This window comes from Oceaniovalibus sp. ACAM 378 (assembly GCF_008085915.1).
Lineage (GTDB): Bacteria > Pseudomonadota > Alphaproteobacteria > Rhodobacterales > Rhodobacteraceae > Oceaniglobus.
On sequence record NZ_VSJK01000003.1, the window covers coordinates 169,724 to 189,265 of the forward strand.

The following is a 19,542-nucleotide window of genomic DNA, read 5'->3' on the forward strand; positions in this document are numbered from 1 at the left end:
AAAATGGGGCAGCAATGCAGAGAATGAAGGGGTTCGGACCAGCGCTGACCTGTGTGGTGGCGATTGCAGTTCTGGGCGGGCTGAGTCTGGCACGCGGTGGGCTGTATATCGACCGCTATGAAGGCGATGTCCTGCACCTTGTTGAGATTGTGGTGCGGATGGCAGAAGGACAGCGCCCGCATCAGGATTTCATGACCCCTATCGGTATTCTGGCCACTTGGCCGATCGCGGTTTTCGTCAAGGCCGGATTTGGAATCGGCATGTCGGTTCATTGGGCACAGATTGCTGTGGCGCTGGTGTTGGCCCCCGCGGTGATCTGGACTGCCGTTTCGCGATTTTCGGGCGTATTCGCGCATTTGTTCGCGATCTTCTGCATGGTTTTGGTATTGGCACTGGTCTATGGCGAAGCTGACCCGCATGTCTCGATTTCCATGCATTATAATCGCTGGGCTTGGGGGTTCAGCTTTGTCGCGCTGGCGCTGGCATTTCTGCCGCCTTTGGGGCGCAACAAGGCGGCGCTGGATGGGGCGCTGATCGGTATCTGCATGGCATTGGTCATCCTGATCAAGGTGACCTTTGTGGTCGCGCTGGCGTCGGGTTTGATCGTTGCGCTGGTGCTGCGCGGGGCAGGGCGCAGCCTTTTGGTCGCGTTGGGTGTGGGCACGGTGACACTGGCGCTTGCGACACTGATCCTCGGCTGGTCGTTTTGGCCGGCCTATGTTGGCGACTTGATCGCCACAGCCACATCCGAAACGCGTGCCCATCCCGGCCGCCCGCTCGATCAGTTGCTGACTGCGCCAATGCTTCTGGGTGCGCATCTGTTGATGCTGTTGGCGGTGGTGTTGCTGCGTCAAGGGGGGCGTCCAGCCGCTGGTCTGTCGCTGTTGGTGCTGTTTCCGGGGCTGGTATACATCACCTATCAGAATTTTGGCAACGATCCCCAATGGTTAATGATCGTTTCTCTGATGTTGCTTATGGTGCGCCCGGACGCCGGAATCCGCAACGCCTGGGGTTGGGATCTGCGTCAGGGAGTTGGAGCCATTGCGTGCGCGATGCTGGCCATTACCTCGCCTTCATTTATGAACATGGTCTATTCGCCGTTTCGCCACTTTAGCGATGATCCAAGCGAATATGTGCACATGTTTCCGCGTTCCGTTCAGCACGACGATATTTTCAATTCAAGCAAGCGGGCCTATCAGGTGAACATACATATCGCCGGGGAGGCGCGCGCGGGCGGGTTAGAGAAATACGCCGATCTGGCCGAACGTGGCGATCCGACCATTCTGTTGGACGAGACGCTGCCAGATTGTGGGGTCCAAAGTGGCTTGGTCGCAACATCCGAAGCGACTGTCGAGGCACTTGAAGCTGCCGGTTACACCACAGGCAAGCGGATCATGGTAGCCGATCTAATGTCGAACCTGCCGCTGTTTTCCGAAGGAATAGAATGGGTCGAGGGCGGCGCGCCTTGGCGTTACGGCGGCGCACCCGGAATCGACAGCGCCGCGTATGTTCTGGTGCCGCTGTGCGCGATCAACCTGGCTGCGCGCCGTGAGATCCTGAAGGCCATCGAGTCCCGGGGGATCACACTGAAAGAGGTGTATCGCGATCCGTTGTTCGTGTTGCTGGAAAAGGTCTAACTCCCAAAGGCCGCCAACAGCAGATAGAACATCAAGGCACCGCCCAATGGCAGACCCATCGGAAATTTACCGTGGGTCCAGCTTTCCCAATTGGGCACACGATTGCGGATCGCAGGAATATGCTTTGCCGCGCGGTGGGTCGCAAAGGCACCCAGTGTGACTGCCGCAAGCAGGACCAACAGGGTAGGGGCATCGTCGATCAGCACGAAGGGCGCGGCGGCGGCGGCGAATTTCGCATCGCCGGCCCCAAGTCCGCCAGCCATGTTCATCACGAACCCGAAGGCCAGAACCACGACAAGATGGACCCATTGCCATGCCCAGACGTTCAGGGGCAGCGCTATGGGACCGATCAGCAGGAACACCGCAATCAGGGCCAGAACGGCCTTGTTCGGGATTTTCATAAAGGCCATGTCGTTCCAGGCGACCCAAAGGCAGATCGGCACAACGAACGGCAGAAACCAAAGAGCCGCAGCGGCAGGCAAAGTTATCATCGGATCAGTTCTGCACGTTGGATTCCAGAGCACGAAGCGATCGCACGGCCGCTTCGAAATGCTGCGGATGGGTGTCGATGGCCTGTTGCAACAGCCCCTTGCCGATGGCGACATCGCCCTGTTTGATCGCCGTCAGCGCCATGGTATGCATCAGTTGCGCCTGTTCCGATTGGGTCATCGGAACCACGGGCATGTCGTATTTACGTTGTGCGCCCCGGGCCAGAACCAGATTGTTCTTGGCGGTGAACAGATCGTTGTCATAGGTGATTGCCTGAGTGAACAGTCGCTCGGCCTCGGCATAGTCGCCGCGGGTCAGTTTGGAATAACCCCAGTTGTTCATCACGCCCGACGGTTGCGTTGTCAGTCCGGCGGCCGTCTCATAGAAACTGTCGGCCTTATTCCATTCCTTGTTGGAGTCCGCGATCATCGCCTCCAGTTTGTACCGTTTGAAGGATTCAAAGGTCGGGGGGATACGGTCCAGCGCGGCCTCGGCTTTCGGCCATTCATTGTTGCGGATCAGCGCATCGGCCAGATCAATTCTGTCGTCATCGGTCGCTTCAGGGTGGGCGACGATTTTGGTCCATGTCGTCACGGCTTCGGTGTTGCGTTTGGACCGCACCAGCGACTGGCCCAGCCCCCGTTGCAGATCGATCCGGTCGGGATTTTCGGCGCTGGAGCGGCGGAAATAATCGACCGCTTCGTTCGGATCGGCCACCGTCAGCATGATGTCGTTCAGGTTGGTTTCGTCGATCACGTTGACGTTCTTGATCGCCCGTTCGACCTCTGCCTTGCCTGATCGATCGCCGCAAGCCGACAGCGCAATCGCGCTGCCAAGGCAGAGCGCAAGAGTGATAGTGTGGCGCATGTGCCTGCGTCCTTTTTTCCTGCTCGAAATGCCTTCGCGTTCAGGTTCTGGACAGGATCAGGTAACTTCCCCCACCCCGCCGAACCAGCGCAAAGTTGCTATTATCATGCTCAATATAAGTTGGATTTTCAAGTTTGGCGAGCGCGAGCGACAGATTTGCCTTGATGTCGTCACTTTCGCCACTATCCAGCGCATAGGCGGTGCGGAAAACCCGTTCCGCCTCGCCGGTTTTTCCGCGTTCCATCAGAACGACACCCAGATTGTTCCAGGCGGGCACGAAACTTTCGTCCTTTTCGACCGCCAGGCGCAGCATACGTTCGGCCTGTCCAAGACGCCCGAGTTTCAGGTTGGCCGATCCCAGCGCCGACAGGACATCGACCGATGTGCCATGCTGGCCCGCCGCGCGGTAATACGCTTTCAGCGCCAGTTCATATTCCCCTGCCGCCATCAGACGGTGCCCGACAAGCAGGCCATCGACGCTGTGTTCGCGCTGCGACACCCGTGGGGCGTAGGGGCTGTCTTTCGAACGGCCAAGGCCGCCGGTGTTTCCACAGGCGGCCAGAGCAAGGATCGAAAGGATCAGAAAGGGGCGCATCGCCTCACATTTTGAATTTGCCGAGCGTTTCGACGATGTTGTAAATTGATGGCCCCAAAAGGATGATCAACAGCGGAGGCACGGTGAGCATCATTGTGGCAAGGGTCATCTTGGTGGGCAAGGTGTTTGCCTTTTCTTCGGCCCGCATCACGCGTTTATCACGCATTTCGGCGGAAAAGACACGCAATGCCTCGGCCACCGAGGTACCGAAGGTCGCCGATTGGATCAATACGGTCACAAAGGACGCCACATCGTTCACCCCCGCACGTTCGGACATGTCGCGCAGCACGTTGACCTTGTCCTTGCCGGCCTTGATCTCGTGGCTGACAATTTCGAATTCATCGGCCAGCGCGGGAAAACCGGCGCGGATCTCCTTGCTCACCCGGACGATGGACTGATCCAGCGATTGACCCGCCTCGACACAGACCAGCATCATATCAAGACTGTCAGGAAAGCCGTTGGTGATTTCCTCACGGCGTTGCTGCTGGCGTTTGGTGATCCAGTACTTCGGCGCCATATATCCGACGCCCCCCGGAATCAGCGTCGACATGATGATCGCCTGCGTCGATGGCTCGCCCGTCTTGCTGGTCAGGATGGTATAAAGCACCCCGAGAATCAGCAGTCCGATTCCCAGCGCGAATTGCGCAAAGTGAAATGTGCGCACCGCATCCTTTGACCGGTATCCGGCCTGCATCAGTTTCAGGCGGATCGAAGAATATTCTTCTTCGTTCTGCGGTTCGAGGAAGTTCGAGTATTTCTCAAGCTTGTCGTTCTTCGAGCTGTTGCGCAGGGATGGCCCGGTGCTGTCATCGCCGGATTTCGTCTGCTTGCGCAGCGCGATCAGTTTATCCAGCGGATCGGCCTTGCGTTTCATCAGCACTGGCAAGGTGATCAGCATCAGCAGGACGCCAAGACCGCCCACGGCCAACAGCAGGCCCAGCGGCCCCAGATGCTCGGTCAGGATTGCGTTGATCTGTTCCATGATGGCCCCTCAGACCTTGATGTCTACAAGGGTCCGCATCACGAAGATGTTGACCACAAGAAAACCTGCGACGACCAGACAGGCCGGAATGAAATATGACGTTTCTTTCACCGCGTCATAGTAATCGGGCGACATCAGGTTGATCATCACCAGCGCGCCCAAGGGGAAGACCGACAGGAACATACCCGACCATTTTGCCTCGGCGGTGATCGCTTTTACCCGGCGAAACAGCTTGAAACGCGATCGGATCACAGCCGCCAGTCCCGCCAGAATCTCGGCCAGGTTGCCGCCCGATGTCTGTTGGATGGTGACGGCAACCGCGAGAAAGCGCAGATCCTGCATGTCCATCCGCTCGGCCATAGCTTTCAGTGCCTCACCCACGTTGCGGCCATAGGCGGCTTCGTCTGCGATCACACCCATTTCGGTGCCCAGCGGGTCGGGCACTTCCTTGGCGACGATGTTGATGGCGGCGTTGAACGGGTGGCCGACGCGCAGCGAGCGGACCATCAGCTCGACCGCATCGGGAAGCTGTTCTTCCATAAGGGAAAGGCGTTTTTTGGCTTTGCCGTTGACCCAGACATAGATTCCACCGACGCCCATCGCGATGGCCACGGCGATCCGGATCGGGGTGCTGGCGCTGGTCTGCAAGGTCAACCCGATATAGGCGACCACGCCCAGAACTCCCATCATCATGATCATCTGCGTCGGTGTGAAGGCGATATTGGCCAGCTGCGCCTTCTTGGCCAGCATCGAGTACAGCGGAATCTTCTGGCTTTTCATATGCTGGCCCATCTCCTTGCGGAGCTGGTCAAGAACCTGTTCGCGGTTCTTGCCTTTTTCCAGCATATCCAGCCGCCGGTTAACCCGGTTGTTCAGGCTGATGGATTTGCCGAAAACGGTCAGATAGATGCCTTCGACCAGAACCAGCACGGCGACAAAGATCAATCCATAGATAAGCGGTTCGGCACTGATGACCATTTGGATTATCCCTTGAATGGTTCGAAGATTTCGGTGGGCAGGTGCATGCCCCACATCTTGAAGCGTTCCGAGAAGTGCGAGCGCACACCGGTCGCGGTGAAGTGGCCAATGATCTTGTTTTCAGGCGTCAGACCGACCCGCTGATAGCGGAACACCTCCTGCATCGAGATCACATCGCCCTCCATGCCGGTGATTTCGGTGATCGACGTCATCCGACGCGAACCATCCTGCAGGCGGCTGGCCTGTACGATCAGATTGACGGCGCTGGCGATCTGGCTGCGCACTGCCTTGATCGGCATTTCAATACCGGCCATGGCGATCATGTTTTCAAGGCGCGAAACACCGTCCCGCGCGCTGTTGGCGTGAATCGTGGTCATCGAGCCGTCGTGACCGGTATTCATCGCCTGCAGCATGTCGATCACTTCTTCGCCGCGGGTTTCGCCGACGATGATCCGGTCGGGGCGCATCCGCAGAGCGTTTTTCAGACAGTCGCGCTGCGATACGGCACCCTTACCTTCGACGTTGGCGGGGCGGCTTTCCATCCGGCCCACATGGATCTGTTGCAGTTGTAGTTCTGCTGTGTCCTCGATCGTCAGGATGCGTTCGTCATGGGCAATGAAGGACGACAGGGCGTTCAGCGTGGTTGTCTTGCCTGAGCCGGTACCGCCAGAGACGATGATGTTCAGCCGGGTACTGACCGCTGCCTCCAGATAGAGGGCCATTTCCGGGCTGAACGCCCCGAAACTCACCAGATCCTCGATGGCCAGCTTTTCCTTTTTGAACTTCCGGATCGAGACCAGCGACCCGTCCACCGCGATCGGCGGGACCATGGCGTTGAAACGGCTGCCGTCGGCCAGACGGGCGTCGACATAGGGGTTGGATTCGTCCACCCGCCGACCCACCGCCGACACGATCTTGTCGATGATCCGCAGAAGATGGCGTTCGTCCTTGAACGTTACATCGGTCAGCGTCAGCTTGCCGTCGCGTTCCACGAAAATCTGCCTTGGACCGTTCACCAGAATATCGTTTACGGTGTCGTCCTTCAGCAGGGTTTCCAGCGGGCCCAGCCCCTTGACCTCGTCGAACAGCTCCTGGTTCAGGGTCATGCGTTCGTCACGGTTCAGAACGATGCCGATTTCGTCCAGCGCCTCGGATGTGATCTCCATGATCTCGGATTTCAGATCGGCCTCGCTCGCCTTGTCCAGCGCGGCAAGGTTGAGGTTGTCCAGAAGGCGGGCGTGCATCTCGACCTTGATTTCGCCAAGACGTTCGCGACGCTTCTTTTCCTTGCTCTCCGGCACAACCGGGGCCGGAACCGAGCGCAGTTTTGCCGCGGGTTTGGCCGGGGTCCGGGGCGGGACGGGCGCGGATTCTGGCGCTTTTGACGCTGCGGACTTGGCGACCTGCACCAGCGGTTTCGGCGCTGCGTTGGCAAGAACCTTTTCCGCATTCTGCTTTCTGTAACGGGAGAACATCTGGCGTTCCTTACTTCGATGCGGTCGCGGCCGAACGATTCAGTTCGTGCGCGGATTTTGCAATTTTCTGAATTTCGCGGCGCAAGGGGTTCTTGCGCGCGTTTTCGGCCAGAGGCAGACCATGATCGCAAGCCTGAACTACCTGTTCGCCACCGTCGGGCAGTTGCACCTCGATCTTGATGTCCAGGTTTTCGGCCAGACGCTTGACCCGGCTCTTGCCAGCCAGATCGGTGAATTTCGGCCCACGGTTCAGGATATACCGCAGCCGTTCAACCGGAAGATCTTCGGCCTTCAATGCACGGATTAGACGCAGGGCGTTTTGCGCGCTGCGCATGTCCATCTCAAGCAGCAGGAAATAGACATGGGCGGCGTTCAGCACAGTTTCCGTCCACTGCACGACGGTTGAGGGCATGTCGATCACAACATAATCAAAGTTGGACCGCGCCTGATCAATGATCCGCGCGACATCTTCTGCCCCGATCAGATCGAGGGGGAGCATATCAATCGGTGCGGTCAGAACATGCAGCTTGTCGTTGAAGGGCAGCAGCGCCTGAAGAAAGCTTTCGCTGTCCATGGTGTCGGTGTTGGTCAGCATTTCGAACACCGCTTCGCGGCGCGTAAGATCAAGATATGTCGACACCGCGCCATATTGCAGATCGAAATCCAGCAGACAGACCCGGGGGGCGTCGTCTTTTGAAAGGGTTGCCAGTTCCCAGGCCAGATTGACCGCAAAGGTCGTGGCGCCGACACCACCGGACAGCCCGTGCACCGGCAGAACAACACCCTCGCGTCCGCCACTGGACTTGCGCAGATTCGGAGCGGCGGGGATTTCTTCGATCAAGGCGGGTTCGGGCGCGCGAATACGCTCGATTGCGTCGTGCAGCGCCCCTTCGGGAAGCGGGTAGGGCACGAATTCCTTTGCGCCCAGTTTCAGAAGCTGGTGCAGCACCATCGGGCTGACCTCTTCGGCGATCACGATCACGCGGATGTGCCGTTCGACCGCGGTCTTGATCAGATCGGCAATGGTGTTGATGTTGGCTTCGTCGTCCTCGTCGATGGCAATCGCGATGAATTCCATCGCGTTCGCTTCGGGCTGGCCGAGGAAAACCGTGGCGTCTGCAAAGCTCAGGTCGCCCCATCGCTCGCCCATCTCGGCCTCCATGTCCTCGATCAAGAGATCGAAGTTCTGGACGTCGCGGCAGATCGTGCAGGCAAGGATCGGTTCAGGCTCAACCTGTTTTGCAGCTGTGTTCGTCATCGCCTGTATCCTTCGGTTACCACACCCATGCGGGATCGGCGCAACCGCAAATGGGTTGCCGGATGCCGTCTCCCTGGAGCATGGGCGCGTCAAGATTCGCGCTGGTTGCCCGTCAAGAAGACATTGCTGGGAAATGTTGGCGACATTGAGGCTAAAACAACGTCATTACCCGCTTTGCGGAGACATTTTTGTGATGCCGGAAACGACAAAGCGCGGGACCATGGCCCGCGCTTTGGTTTGTTTCAGCCTCCGGCGGAGGCGATTTCGGCAAGTCCGCCCGCGCCTCCTGGCGGCAATTCGGTCGCGCTTTCGACATATTCTTCAAAGATGACCTGCGCGTATTTGCCGTTCAGATCACCCGAACACTGGACACGCCCCTTACTATAGCCCGCTGGTATGCCCACTTGCGGGCTTTTCGGACTGTCGGGGTTCAGGACGACGACAGGCTCGGGCAGGATATATCCCTTGGCCTTTCCGCGGCAACTCATCGCTTGTGTGTTATGCATCGTCGGATTGCCGAACCCGCCTTCGTCGATGAAGGCGCCGGCCTGTTGATTCCAGCTGTCCGCACAGGCGGAAAGACCGGAAATTGCGCCGATCAAGACAAGCGATCTGAGATGTTTTGTCATGATTTTCACTCCATCACATAGCCGTAAGAGCCGCCGAAGTCTTGTTTGGCGACTTCACCCGCTGCGCCCCGTGTCGGACGGTTGGTATTGCCGGCGGTCTTGCCGAACAAAAACAGATCCGATTCGGTCGGCGGCGTTATCCGGTCGGTCGGCAGGACCAGAGCCTCGCCCCGGACGGGGGTGACGAGATGGGGCGTGATGATGATGACCAGCTCCGATTGCTTTCGTTCATATTCGGCGCTGCGAAACAGTGATCCGAGAACCGGTATATCGCCCAGCCAAGGCACCTGACCGGCGAGATCCTGAAAATCGTCCTCAAGCAGACCGGCGATCGCGAAGCTTTCGCCATCGCGCATTTCCACCACCGTGCTGGTTTCACGCCGCCGGAACGAGTTGACCGAAAAGCCGTTGGCCTGGAATGTCACGGTATTGTCCAGCCCCGACACCGCCGCCTTCAGTTGCAGGTTGATCAGATCCTTGTCCACGACGCGCGGTGTAAAGGTCAGTTCGACCCCGAAGGGTTTGTAGCTGATGCTGACGCCGCCGTCTCCGTCGACAATTGGAACCGGGTATTCGCCACCTGCCAGAAACGATGCCTCCTGCCCCGAAAGGGCGGTTAGGTTCGGCTCGGCCAGGGTGCGCACGACGCCTTTCGACTCCAGAGCCTCAAGCAGCACGGCAAATTGCAGGCTGCCGGCGCCAAAACCAAGGGCAAGCGCGCCTTCGCTTTCTTTGCTCGAGTTATAACCTTGGCCGGTCAGGACGCTTGTCGTGTTGGCCCCCTGGAGTGACCCGGTGCCAAGGGTGACCCCGGTGCCACCTGCCATGCCGCCAATCGCAAGCGAGGACGACAGCGATTTGCGGACCGACCGCTGCATTTCGGCAAACCGCACCTTCAGCATGACCTGCTGGGTGCCGCCGACCGACATCAAATTACTGACCCGTTCAGGGGCATATCGGTTGGCCAGGTCCAGCGCACGGTCCAGCCGGGTGATCGAGCTGACGACGCCCGACAGGACGATCCCGTCGTTCGCCGTGCGCACTTCGATCGGTTCGCCGGGCAGGATCTGGCGCAAGCGTTCCTTGAACTCGGCGATATCGGGAGAGACCTGAACTTCGACGTTGGTGATCAGCCGGCCTTCGGCATTCAGCAAAGTCAGCGTGGTTCGCCCGGGCGCCTTGCCCAGCACATAGATGGTCCGGTCCGACAATGTGGAAATGTCGGCGATGGATGGGTTGGCAATGGATAGTTCTGCAAATGGCTGATCTGATTCGACCACCACCGCACGGTTCATCGGCACGTTCAATGCGCTTGAGGTTGACCCGTTCATCACCCTCAGGGTTTCGGCTTGCGCAGCCGGAACCGACGCCACTGCCACAGAAAACCCCAACAGCACGGCCCTCAGAAATCTGTCAATCTGCATGTGATCTGCCTCTCTGATCACGGTTTGGTCCGGATCTTTACGCCCGGATTTCGCGATACCATGCGGCAAATGTACTTTTCATGCAAGAATCAAGGGATTGTAGCACACATATGTTGTGGACAAGTGGCAACACACGACAGGTCTTGCGTCACCGATGCGCCGCGCACACCCGATGTGGGGTCGCAGCGCCCGATTCTAGAAATCGATCAATTGGTGCAGGCTACGGGAATCTCGACCACGTCCGCGCCCCTGCGGGTTCTGATCGTGCAGACGCGCTCTTTCTCGACCTCGACAATCATTTCGTCGGCGATACCAAGCAGATCGCGCTGGTCGATCTCGACAGCGGCTGAAACGCTGGTGTCTTCGGCGCCAACAAGGGCAAGCGACAGACGACCCGTGGATTGCGCCTGCGCCAGCGAAGCCACTTGCCGCGATGTCGCCTCAACCGTGACGGTACGCGCCACCGAGGGACTGGAGCGATCTTCGTCAGCGGACTGGTCGATTGCAACGAGGCGCACGCCGGTTTCGATCAACTTTGTCACTTCCTGACTACCGCCGCGCTGGGTGGGCTGGTTGCCACTCCAGAACACGTCGACCCGGTCACCGGGGCGCAAAAACCCCGACACGCCGGACGAAACATTGACCCCAATTGCAAAGGCCCGCATTCCGTTTGTCAGGCGCGATGATACGCCGGCATCCATTCCGGGTTCGGTCACTTTGCTGGCCAGAATCGCTTCGTCTTTTTCCATCGTGCGCAGTACCGCGCGGGGTTTGCGTCCTTCGTCGGGGAAAAGTGCGGCCCCATCCTGAAACACACCTTCAGGGATCGCGTCCTGCGGCCAGTTGACTGCGCGCACGTCTTCGGCGGCCAGTCGTTCCCCATAGCGGACGGTCCGGTTCACCACGAAGACCTGTTGAGTGGGCACCGCGACGCCCTGACGGGAGCGTTCAAGCTCAAGAGCGGCCTTTTGTTCGGCGAAATAGCCATTTGCCATGTAGACCGCAAACCCGGCCAGTCCCAGGCCGAGGATCAGTACGAATCCGAATACCATACGCATGGGATTTCCTTTCCAGATATTGCGCCCACCCCGAGTGAGCGGGGGGCACGTGTTTCGGTGTGGGTTCGTTTTGCGCGTGCAATGGGGCGAAACGATGCTGTTTCTGAGTGTTTGTTGCGGTTCTGGAAAAGGTCTGTCCGCCAGTCGGGTTCAGAAGGTGGCCCGACTTTGTATTGCGACACGGACGAAAATGCGGGCGGGGACGCTCTTGCGTCCCAGACTCGTCGTTCCGCCGGATGGTTGCTTAGAATGTGGTGATCATCGCGCGTGATGCCATATTCGAGCTCATGGTTTCAGTGGCGTTTTTGCTACCAGTTGCGATTGTGCCCATGACCGCAAGTGTCAATGCCATCAACAGAGCGGTCAACAGCACCCAATCCACAGTAATTGCGCCGGATTCGTCGGACAGAAAACTTGTAGAACGTGATTCCATTGTCAGACTCGCAATATTGTTTTTTTACCGTTGTCAGTTCTGTATCTGGCGCGTCCTAACCCACGTGGTAATTGTTGCCATAAATTTTACGTGCGGTTGAACCCTTAGGTCTTGGGAAGTCAGTGCTCCGGGGGCGCCCTTTGAATGCGCCCCCGGAATTCTTTTTTAGCTCGATGGAGCCCAGTCGGTCTCGATTGTCGTTCCGTTCAGTTGGGTCGAGATGGCTTTGGTTACCGTTTCGGTGCCGCTCTTGACGGTGGTCAGCACGGCGATGCCCAAGCCTACGATGGCGGCGGTCAGTACGACCCAGTCAACGGTGACAGCGCCGTCTTCGTCGTTGCGGAATTTCTTGGCGATTTTGAAGAATTTCATTTTAGTGTTCCTTTTGGTTTCGTGTTTCAGTTTCAGTTTCAGTTTCAGTCCCGATCCGATTTCGCTTTGGACCGGTCTGCGTTTGACCCGTGTTTGCGTTCGGAATGATCCTATAAAGCCTGTGGATTCGGGCAGGAATTGGGCGTCGTTGGGGCATTCCTGGCCCGCATGCATGTTGGCGCTGAATCGGTTCATAACCGGCTGAAATTTAATTGAAATAATTTTAGAAAAATTTCTTTGCGTCGCGCCATGCGTTCCTGAAAAACCATAGTCGGGCACGATTCGGACGCGCAAACTGCGCTCCGGCTGGCCCGCCCGACGTTTTCTTGCAACAATTGAAAAAACCAATACAGGGCGGAGCAGCGACCCTATGAGGCAGAATTTCATCACGTCGATCACGCTTGCGGCTTGCCTGAGCGTTTCACCGGCCATGGCTGAAGGGCCACAGCCGTTCCCCGAGTTTACTTTCAAGCGGATCAAGCCGCCCAAAGCCGGAGAGGTGAAACGGATCACCGTCCAGGTAGAGCCGCAGGCGCCCCGTGTCGCGCTGGTGACACGCCCGGTGACGCCCGACGCGCCTCCGGGCATCAAGGCTCCGGCCAGTGACGCGCTGGATTGGTTCTGGGGCAGGGTGGAGGGCGGTTCGCCGGCCACGCGCGTTGCATCAGCGATGATCGCGTTGCAGTCGGGGCAGGTGGCCGCGCCGCGATTGCAAAATCTGCGCGACATCGCCGACCGGCACGGCACCGACATCCTGAAGGCGACGATCGGCACCCGGGTTTCGCCCGCCTTTGCACTGGCGGTGATCTCGGTCGAATCGGGCGGTCGTACCGATATCCTGTCACGCGCTGGCGCACAGGGGTTGATGCAGCTGATGCCGGCCACGGCCGAGCGTTTCGGCGTCATGGACCGCACTGTCGCGTCCGAGAACATCCGCGGCGGTGTCACCTATCTTGACTGGCTGATGGGCCGGTTCGGGGGTGACCCGCTGCTGGCGCTGGCCGGGTATAACGCCGGTGAAGGGGCGGTCGACAAACATGGCGGCGTTCCCCCCTATGCCGAAACCCGGGGCTATGTGCCCAAGGTGCTGGCCGCCTGGTCGGTGGCCAAGGGACTGTGCCTGACGCCACCCGAACTGATCACCGATGGCTGCGTCTTCGTCGGCAACCGCACTGCGACGAATGGCTGACGACTATGGATGAGACGAAACCGCTGGTGCTGGACGTGGATGGCACGTTCCTGCGCACTGATATGTTGTATGAGACATTCTGGGCCGGGCTGGGGCGCGACCCGGTCCGTGTGATCGGGTTGGCGCTGCGGCATCTGCGTGAACCGGCAGTTCTCAAGGCGCGGCTGGCCGGGGTCGTGGATCTGCGCACCGATTTGCTGCCCGTCCAACCCGAGGTTCTGGCGCTGGCCCGGGCGGCGCAGGATGAGGGGCGCGCGGTCGCGTTTGCCTCGGCTTCGGACAGTGCTCCGGTAACGCGCCTTGCCGCCCACCACGGAATCGAACGGGTTTTTGCCAGCGATGGCACCTGCAACCTCAAGGGCGAGGCCAAGTCACGGGCTTTGATCGAGGCCTATGGCGCTGGCGGGTTCGACTATGCCGGAAACGACAAGTCGGATTGCGCGGTCTGGTCCAAGGGCGACCGCGCGATCATCGTCGGCAATCACCCAAAGGCCGCCGCTGAGCTGCGCGCCGAAGGACATCCGGTGAGCGAAGTTCAGGAGGGCTGGGCGTGGCGCGATCTGAAACGCGCGCTGAGGCCCCATCAATGGGTCAAGAACAGTCTGCTGATCCTGCCGATGATCGCCGCGCATGATTTCACCCTCTCGACCCTCTGGCTGGTTCTCGCCGGGATTGTCGCGTTTTCGGCTGCGGCGTCATCGATCTATATCGTTAACGATCTGCTCGATCTGGAGGCGGATCGCCTGCATCCGACAAAATGCCGCCGCCCATTCGCCACGGGGGCGGTTCCCATACGGATCGGCATGTTGACCTCTGTGGTGCTGGCTGCAGTCGCATTGAGTCTGGGTGCAGCGCTCGGCGGCGCGTTCTTTGGTGTTGTCCTGCTTTATATGGCGATTTCGCTGGCCTATTCGCTGAAATTCAAGCGGATGCGCTGGGTCGATGTGTTCACTCTGGCGGCCCTCTATACCATTCGCGTGGTGGCAGGGGCGGCAGCCAGCCGGGTGGATGTGTCGATCTATATGCTGATTTTCATCTTCCCGGTCTTCGTCACACTGGGCTGCGTCAAACGGATGACCGAACTGGCGCTTGCGACAGGGGACGAACCTTTGCCGGGGCGGGGATACGGGCGTCGCGATCGCGGCGATCTGCTGAACATGTCGGGGCTGGGGATTGCCGGCGCACTGACGATCTTTGCGCTGTATTCGGTCAGCGAACAGGGGCGGGCGCTGTACCCGACCGTCTGGATTCTCTGGCTTACAATGGTTCCGATCACGATCTGGCTGATCCGCATGGTGGCACTCGGGTTTCACGGCAAACAGGATTACGACCCCATCGTTTTCGCCCTGCGTGACCGTATCGGAATCGGTATCCTGCTGATGATCTTTTCGCTGATGCTCTGGGCGGCGGGGCTGTGGGCGCAATGGTTCGGATGACCGCGTGTTTGGTTAAGCCGGACGCTCTTCGGTCCTGAACGCCCTTATCGCGGGCCCCATTGCAGCGTGGCGCGGGGCGAGGAGGGACATCAGGACCGAAGAGCCTGCCGTCACACCGACATCTTCTTGAAGATCCGCTCGGGTATCGCCTTGATGATACCCATGATTGCGCGCCAGAAGAACGGGGTATAAATCACGTCGCGGCGTTTCGTCACCGCCTTGAGGATATCCTGCGCCACATCGTCGGGGCTCGCCACCAGAAACATGCCGGGTATCCCCCAGGTCATCGGGGTGTCCACGAAGCCGGGTTTGACCGTCACCACATGCCCGCCTGCACGGGTCAGCCGGTTGCGCAGCCCCGACAGATAGGTGTGGAAACCCGCCTTTGCAGCGCCGTAAACATAGTTACCGATCCGCCCGCGATCCCCCGCCACTGATCCGACGCCTACGACGCAGCCTGCGCCGCGTGCCTCGATCTCGGGGGCCAGCATCTGCAAAAATCGCGCGGGACCGGTGAAGCTGTCGGTCACTGTGCCGTCGATCAATGCCGGGTCCAAGTCGATCTCGCCTTGCGGCGGCATCGAACCGACAAAGACCGCACAGTTCACCACACCGCCCGGCACCGCATCGATAATCGCGGCAAATCCATGGGCGTCGCGGGCATCGAACCGCATGGCCCGGGCCGTCGGAGCGCCGCGCAGCAGGCAATCGGCGGCGGTCGTTTCCATATCCGCCATATCGCGTCCCGCAAGGATCAACCCATCGCCCCGTTCCGCCAGCCCGCGCGCCATGGCCCGAGCCATGGCCGAAGTCGCGCCCAGCAGGATCCAGGTTTCTCCGGTGTCGGCCATCACAGGCTCCTCAGGTCAAGTCGGCGGATAAGATCGGTGGTCATTGCACCTGCCGGATCAGCTTCGCGCACCGCCGCGGCCCATGCCCCGTGTTCGGGATACATCGCCCGCATTGCCGCCCCGCGCGCCAGTGCGTCCTTGGCCAGATAGATGCGCCCGCCCGCATTCAACGTATCGGATTCCAGCTCGCTGATCAGACGAACGGCGTGGGCGCGGTTGCGGAAATCGACGGCCAAAGTGTAACCCTCGGTCGGAAAGGACATCATGCCGGCGCGTCCCGATCCCATGCGTTTCAACACGGCCAAGGGCGATGCAAGGCCGGATTTCGCGACCTTTTCCAGCATGGCGCGCAGGGCAGAGGCCTGTTCCAAAGGCACGACACATTGAAACTGGTGAAACCCTTCGCGGCCATAAAGCCGGTTCCAGTCGCGGATCTTGTCGAGCGGGAAAAAGAAATCCCGGATCGGTTTGACCAGCGTGCGGCCCTGTTCCGGCACCCGGCGAAAATATGCGCGGTTGAACATCCGCACAACCGGCGGCGACAGCGCGAACCCCGGCGCATCAAAAGGCACCGACCGCGCGCGCCCGCGTGCGGTAACCAGCCCCGATCCTGTCTCGGCCTCTTCCAGAATGCCGCGGCCCAGGTTTTCACCCGTTGCCGTCGCGTCGATCCAGCCGACGGAATAGGTGGCGTCAGATGCGTCCAGATAGGTCAGGAAATCGTCCCATCCGTCAATCCGGCGTTCTGTCACAACAATCACGTCGCCCTTGCATTTCAACAATTGCAACTCGGCGCTGGCGATCACACCGGTCTGGCCCAGACCGCCGACGGTGACCCGAAACAGCGGATCGTCCCGGGTGATCCGCCGGTTATCGCCCTGTGGCGTGATTAGTGTAAACGCCTCTACGTGCTGGCCGAACGATCCCGCGCCGTGATGGTTCTTGCCGTGTACGTCATGGGCAATCGCCCCGCCGACGGTGGCAAACCCTGTGCCCGGCATCACCGCAGGCAACCAGCCGCGCGGCGCGAAGATCCGCGCCAACTCGCCCAGCTGCATCCCCGCCTCGACATGGACAATGCCGTTGGCGGCGTCGAAACTCAGCATCCGGTCCAGTCGCAGCATCTGCACCGCGCGCCCGCCGTTGTTCAGACAGGCATCACCATAGCTGCGACAGTTGCCAATCGCTGGCGCTGGTTCGTCGCCCATCAGCGCGGTGAGTGTCGATTGCCGCTCCGGTCGGGCCAGATCGCCAGAGGCACGCAGCGCGCGACCCCATCCGGCATATTCAGCGGGTTTCCAGCGCATTGGCTTCCTTTCTCGACAGTCGCTCTGCCAAAGGGAGGGCGACCAGCCCGACGGCGATGGCGAACCACAGCGTCGTCAGGCGAATGATGGCAGTGGCGGGCACCGATACGGCCAAAGGCACGCCCTGCAACGATAAAAGCGCGATCATCGCCGCTTCGGCGCCACCGACACCGCCGGGCGCACCGGTCAGCCCGCCCGCCAATGTGGCAAACAGGAAAATCCCAACGGCGCTTGCGACGCCGATGTCGTGGCCCATCCAGACCAGAAGCAGATGAAATGCAACGCCTTCGGCCAACCAGCCGATCAGGCCCAGCCCGGTTGCCCCAGCGATCAGCGCCGGATTGGAGAACCGCGCCAAAGATCGCGCCGCGCCGCGCAGCCGCGCGCAGAGACGGGGCCAGCGCCCGGTGAGACGAAACGCAGATCCCGCCAGCGTCGACAAAAGCGCCGGGCGGGTGGCGGCAAAAGCCGCGCCCAGAGCCAGCAGGGTCACCGGTACGCCACCGGCAATCCCGGTCGTCGAAAGAGACAGGGCAATTGCCAGAAGAACGCCCATCGCGGCCAGATCAGACGCCCGGTCGAGCAGCGCCAGAGGCGCGGTGCGCTCGAAGCTCCACCCGGTTTCACGGGCGATCCAGCGCATCCGCACCAATTCGCCAACCCGTCCGGGGGTGACGGACATGGCAAAACCACCCATAAAATGTAGGACATTACGCGATAGTGAAATCGACAGCCCCAACCGCCGCGCGAACACATGCCAACGCAAGGCGCGAAAACCATAATTCACAAGGCTGAGCCCCAGAAGAGCGGCGATCTGCCATGCTTTGATCCGGGCGATCTGGTTCGCGAGGTCTTGCCAACCGGTGCCCGCAATCAACCCGATCAGACCCAGCAAAAGCAGGGCCAGCAGACCCATCAGGATCAACCGGTCGCGCAAGCGACGCGGAATATGGGAATCGGCCATCGTCATTGCCCGGCGATTAGCAACGGAATACGGCAATACTATGGTATCGTTTCTAAAATGGGGACAATTTCTGACAGTTCGGCGACGAGAGTGCAGACTGCTTCATCCCCCGTGCCGCGACATCGAATTAACGCCAATCGATTGAAACGGGACAACGAGGCGATCGAAAAAAGGCCACCACTGCCCGGTATGACGGTGGCGGCCTGTTCTATCGGGTCGCTCAGACGATCGTGGCTTCGGTCGCGGCGCGCAGTTCTTCCTCGGACACGCCATCGGCGCATTCGACGATCTTCAGCCCGCCTTCAACCACATCCAGAACGCCCAGATTGGTGATGATCCGGTCCACCACGCCCTTGCCGGTCAGCGGCAAGGTGCATTCTTTCAACAGCTTGCTGTCGCCGTGTTTCGACGTGTGATCCATGACGACGATCACGCGTCCAACGCCCGCGACCAGATCCATCGCGCCGCCCATCCCTTTGACCAGCTTGCCGGGAATCATCCAGTTTGCCAGATCGCCGTTCTCTGCCACTTCCATGGCGCCCAGGATTGCAGCGGCGATCTTGCCGCCGCGGATCATGCCGAAACTGGTGGCGCTGTCGAAATACGCGGTGCGCGGCAATTCGGTGATGGTCTGCTTGCCCGCGTTGATCAGATCGGCGTCTTCTTCACCCTCGAACGGGAAAGGGCCCATGCCCAGCATGCCGTTTTCGGATTGCAGCGTGATATCCTTGTCGCCGACATAGTTGGCGACCAGTGTCGGAATCCCGATGCCAAGATTGACATACCAGCCGTCTTCCAGTTCCTCAGCGGCCCGTGCCGCCATCTGATTGCGATCCCAAGGCATTACACGGACTCCTTCTTGCGCGTCGTGCGCTGTTCGATCCGCTTTTCATGCGTCCCCTGAACGATCCGGTGAACAAAGATGCCGGGCAGGTGGATTAGATCGGGATCAAGAGATCCTTGTGGTACGATTTCTTCGACTTCGGCAACGCAGATCTTGCCGCACATTGCGGCGGGGGGGTTAAAGTTGCGCGCCGTCTTGCGGAATATGAGGTTGCCGGTGTCATCGGCTTTCCACGCCTTGATGATCGACAGATCGGCGACGAGGGCCCGTTCAAGGATGTAATCCTGACCATCGAAGTTCTTAACTTCCTTGCCCTCGGCGATCACCGTGCCGACGCCGGTCTTGGTGTAAAAGCCGGGAATTCCGCAGCCCCCGGCGCGCATCCGTTCGGCCAGCGTGCCCTGCGGATTGAATTCCAGTTCCAGTTCGCCGGACAGATACTGGCGCATGAATTCGGCGTTTTCGCCCACATAGGACGAAATCATCTTTTTTACCTGCCGGGTCTGCAACAGGATGCCGATGCCGAAATCGTCGACGCCGGCATTGTTGGACGCGAAGGTCAGATCCTTCGTTCCCGCCTGTTTGATCGCCTCGAGCAACAGTTCGGGAATACCGCAGAGCCCGAACCCGCCAGCGGCGATGAACATACCGTCGAACAGAATTCCATCCAGTGCCTCGGCGGCAGAACCGTAAACCTTTTTCATTCCGTCAGTCTCCGTTTGATCGGATTGCAGTCTTTCGCGTTACAACCGTT

The 19,542-nt window shown here is 59.7% G+C and carries 20 protein-coding genes; 3 read left to right on the forward strand and 17 right to left on the reverse strand.

Annotated features, from left to right (window positions below; translation table 11 throughout):
- Positions 1–14: 14 nt before the first annotated feature.
- Positions 15–1,637 (forward strand): glycosyltransferase family 87 protein, encoded by a 1,623-nt coding sequence (locus FQ320_RS04820; protein ID WP_148470468.1) that lies wholly within the window; start codon positions 15–17, stop codon positions 1,635–1,637.
- Here FQ320_RS04820 and FQ320_RS04825 read toward each other — a convergent pair.
- The 12 genes from FQ320_RS04825 to FQ320_RS04880 all read right to left on the reverse strand — a co-directional run bounded on the left by FQ320_RS04825 (position 1,634) and on the right by FQ320_RS04880 (position 12,197).
- Positions 1,634–2,128, reverse strand: a complete 495-nt coding sequence (locus FQ320_RS04825; protein ID WP_148470469.1) for a prepilin peptidase — start codon at positions 2,126–2,128, stop codon at positions 1,634–1,636. The two genes, FQ320_RS04820 and FQ320_RS04825, sit on opposite strands and share 4 nt — an antisense overlap.
- Before the next feature lie 4 nt (positions 2,129–2,132).
- On the reverse strand, positions 2,133–2,993 hold the full coding sequence (locus FQ320_RS04830; RefSeq protein WP_148470470.1) for a lipopolysaccharide assembly protein LapB: 861 nt from the start codon (positions 2,991–2,993) through the stop codon (positions 2,133–2,135).
- Between the two features lie 40 nt (positions 2,994–3,033).
- Complete coding sequence (locus tag FQ320_RS04835; protein ID WP_148470471.1) at positions 3,034–3,588, reverse strand: tetratricopeptide repeat protein; 555 nt, start codon at positions 3,586–3,588, stop codon at positions 3,034–3,036.
- A 4-nt stretch (positions 3,589–3,592) separates the two neighbouring features.
- Positions 3,593–4,570: a type II secretion system F family protein gene (locus FQ320_RS04840; protein ID WP_148470472.1), complete on the reverse strand. Its 978-nt coding sequence runs from the start codon at positions 4,568–4,570 to the stop codon at positions 3,593–3,595.
- 9 nt (positions 4,571–4,579) lie between these two features.
- Positions 4,580–5,548 (reverse strand): type II secretion system F family protein, encoded by a 969-nt coding sequence (locus FQ320_RS04845; protein WP_187393774.1) that lies wholly within the window; start codon positions 5,546–5,548, stop codon positions 4,580–4,582.
- A gap of 5 nt (positions 5,549–5,553) precedes the next feature.
- On the reverse strand, positions 5,554–7,023 hold the full coding sequence (locus FQ320_RS04850; RefSeq protein WP_148470473.1) for a CpaF family protein: 1,470 nt from the start codon (positions 7,021–7,023) through the stop codon (positions 5,554–5,556).
- Positions 7,024–7,033: 10 nt separating this feature from the next.
- Positions 7,034–8,281 carry an AAA family ATPase gene (locus FQ320_RS04855; RefSeq protein ID WP_148470474.1) on the reverse strand — a complete coding sequence of 416 codons (1,248 nt, stop codon included), beginning with the start codon at positions 8,279–8,281 and terminating at the stop codon, positions 7,034–7,036.
- Positions 8,282–8,523: 242 nt separating this feature from the next.
- Complete coding sequence (locus FQ320_RS25520) at positions 8,524–8,910, reverse strand: hypothetical protein (protein WP_187393775.1); 387 nt, start codon at positions 8,908–8,910, stop codon at positions 8,524–8,526.
- 5 nt (positions 8,911–8,915) lie between these two features.
- Positions 8,916–10,334 (reverse strand): type II and III secretion system protein family protein, encoded by a 1,419-nt coding sequence (locus FQ320_RS04865; protein WP_148470475.1) that lies wholly within the window; start codon positions 10,332–10,334, stop codon positions 8,916–8,918.
- 206 nt (positions 10,335–10,540) lie between these two features.
- Entirely contained in the window at positions 10,541–11,392 is an 852-nt protein-coding gene (gene cpaB, locus FQ320_RS04870) for a Flp pilus assembly protein CpaB (RefSeq protein WP_148470476.1), read from the reverse strand.
- 244 nt (positions 11,393–11,636) lie between these two features.
- Positions 11,637–11,825, reverse strand: coding sequence for a hypothetical protein (locus FQ320_RS04875; protein ID WP_148470477.1), 189 nt, complete (start codon positions 11,823–11,825; stop codon positions 11,637–11,639).
- Positions 11,826–11,990: 165 nt separating this feature from the next.
- Complete coding sequence (locus FQ320_RS04880; protein WP_148470686.1) at positions 11,991–12,197, reverse strand: Flp family type IVb pilin; 207 nt, start codon at positions 12,195–12,197, stop codon at positions 11,991–11,993.
- A gap of 370 nt (positions 12,198–12,567) precedes the next feature.
- Here FQ320_RS04880 and FQ320_RS04885 point away from each other — a divergent pair, with 370 nt between their 5' ends.
- Positions 12,568–13,386: a lytic transglycosylase domain-containing protein gene (locus FQ320_RS04885; RefSeq protein ID WP_148470478.1), complete on the forward strand. Its 819-nt coding sequence runs from the start codon at positions 12,568–12,570 to the stop codon at positions 13,384–13,386.
- A 5-nt stretch (positions 13,387–13,391) separates the two neighbouring features.
- A complete protein-coding gene (locus tag FQ320_RS04890; RefSeq protein WP_148470479.1) occupies positions 13,392–14,822 on the forward strand; it encodes a UbiA family prenyltransferase in 1,431 nt (476 codons plus the stop codon).
- A 110-nt stretch (positions 14,823–14,932) separates the two neighbouring features.
- Here FQ320_RS04890 and FQ320_RS04895 read toward each other — a convergent pair whose 3' ends face one another.
- From FQ320_RS04895 to FQ320_RS04915, 5 genes are all read right to left on the reverse strand, one after another.
- Positions 14,933–15,673 (reverse strand): SDR family NAD(P)-dependent oxidoreductase, encoded by a 741-nt coding sequence (locus FQ320_RS04895; protein WP_148470480.1) that lies wholly within the window; start codon positions 15,671–15,673, stop codon positions 14,933–14,935.
- Complete coding sequence (locus tag FQ320_RS04900; protein WP_148470481.1) at positions 15,673–16,980, reverse strand: FAD-binding oxidoreductase; 1,308 nt, start codon at positions 16,978–16,980, stop codon at positions 15,673–15,675. The genes FQ320_RS04895 and FQ320_RS04900 overlap by 1 nt, the downstream gene beginning before the upstream one ends.
- Complete coding sequence (locus tag FQ320_RS04905; protein WP_255509370.1) at positions 16,961–17,944, reverse strand: lysylphosphatidylglycerol synthase transmembrane domain-containing protein; 984 nt, start codon at positions 17,942–17,944, stop codon at positions 16,961–16,963. Before FQ320_RS04905 ends, FQ320_RS04900 begins: the two co-directional genes overlap by 20 nt.
- A 220-nt stretch (positions 17,945–18,164) precedes the next feature.
- A complete protein-coding gene (locus tag FQ320_RS04910) occupies positions 18,165–18,788 on the reverse strand; it encodes a CoA transferase subunit B (RefSeq protein ID WP_148470483.1) in 624 nt (207 codons plus the stop codon).
- Positions 18,788–19,492 (reverse strand): CoA transferase subunit A, encoded by a 705-nt coding sequence (locus tag FQ320_RS04915; RefSeq protein ID WP_148470484.1) that lies wholly within the window; start codon positions 19,490–19,492, stop codon positions 18,788–18,790. The genes FQ320_RS04910 and FQ320_RS04915 overlap by 1 nt, the downstream gene beginning before the upstream one ends.
- Positions 19,493–19,542: the final 50 nt, after the last annotated feature.

Excerpts from the sequence above, each read along its gene's own strand:
- FQ320_RS04820 (WP_148470468.1), top strand. The coding sequence starts at position 15 with ATGCAGAGAATGAAGGGGTTCGGACCAGCGCTGACCTGTGTGGTGGCG.
- FQ320_RS04825 (WP_148470469.1), bottom strand. The coding sequence starts at position 2,128 with ATGATAACTTTGCCTGCCGCTGCGGCTCTTTGGTTTCTGCCGTTCGTT.
- FQ320_RS04830 (WP_148470470.1), bottom strand. The coding sequence starts at position 2,993 with ATGCGCCACACTATCACTCTTGCGCTCTGCCTTGGCAGCGCGATTGCG.
- FQ320_RS04835 (WP_148470471.1), bottom strand. The coding sequence starts at position 3,588 with ATGCGCCCCTTTCTGATCCTTTCGATCCTTGCTCTGGCCGCCTGTGGA.
- FQ320_RS04840 (WP_148470472.1), bottom strand. The coding sequence starts at position 4,570 with ATGGAACAGATCAACGCAATCCTGACCGAGCATCTGGGGCCGCTGGGC.
- FQ320_RS04845 (WP_187393774.1), bottom strand. The coding sequence starts at position 5,548 with ATGGTCATCAGTGCCGAACCGCTTATCTATGGATTGATCTTTGTCGCC.
- FQ320_RS04850 (WP_148470473.1), bottom strand. The coding sequence starts at position 7,023 with ATGTTCTCCCGTTACAGAAAGCAGAATGCGGAAAAGGTTCTTGCCAAC.
- FQ320_RS04855 (WP_148470474.1), bottom strand. The coding sequence starts at position 8,281 with ATGACGAACACAGCTGCAAAACAGGTTGAGCCTGAACCGATCCTTGCC.
- FQ320_RS25520 (WP_187393775.1), bottom strand. The coding sequence starts at position 8,910 with ATGACAAAACATCTCAGATCGCTTGTCTTGATCGGCGCAATTTCCGGT.
- FQ320_RS04865 (WP_148470475.1), bottom strand. The coding sequence starts at position 10,334 with ATGCAGATTGACAGATTTCTGAGGGCCGTGCTGTTGGGGTTTTCTGTG.
- cpaB (WP_148470476.1), bottom strand. The coding sequence starts at position 11,392 with ATGCGTATGGTATTCGGATTCGTACTGATCCTCGGCCTGGGACTGGCC.
- FQ320_RS04875 (WP_148470477.1), bottom strand. The coding sequence starts at position 11,825 with ATGGAATCACGTTCTACAAGTTTTCTGTCCGACGAATCCGGCGCAATT.
- FQ320_RS04880 (WP_148470686.1), bottom strand. The coding sequence starts at position 12,197 with ATGAAATTCTTCAAAATCGCCAAGAAATTCCGCAACGACGAAGACGGC.
- FQ320_RS04885 (WP_148470478.1), top strand. The coding sequence starts at position 12,568 with ATGAGGCAGAATTTCATCACGTCGATCACGCTTGCGGCTTGCCTGAGC.
- FQ320_RS04890 (WP_148470479.1), top strand. The coding sequence starts at position 13,392 with ATGGATGAGACGAAACCGCTGGTGCTGGACGTGGATGGCACGTTCCTG.
- FQ320_RS04895 (WP_148470480.1), bottom strand. The coding sequence starts at position 15,673 with ATGGCCGACACCGGAGAAACCTGGATCCTGCTGGGCGCGACTTCGGCC.
- FQ320_RS04900 (WP_148470481.1), bottom strand. The coding sequence starts at position 16,980 with ATGCGCTGGAAACCCGCTGAATATGCCGGATGGGGTCGCGCGCTGCGT.
- FQ320_RS04905 (WP_255509370.1), bottom strand. The coding sequence starts at position 17,944 with ATGGCCGATTCCCATATTCCGCGTCGCTTGCGCGACCGGTTGATCCTG.
- FQ320_RS04910 (WP_148470483.1), bottom strand. The coding sequence starts at position 18,788 with ATGCCTTGGGATCGCAATCAGATGGCGGCACGGGCCGCTGAGGAACTG.
- FQ320_RS04915 (WP_148470484.1), bottom strand. The coding sequence starts at position 19,492 with ATGAAAAAGGTTTACGGTTCTGCCGCCGAGGCACTGGATGGAATTCTG.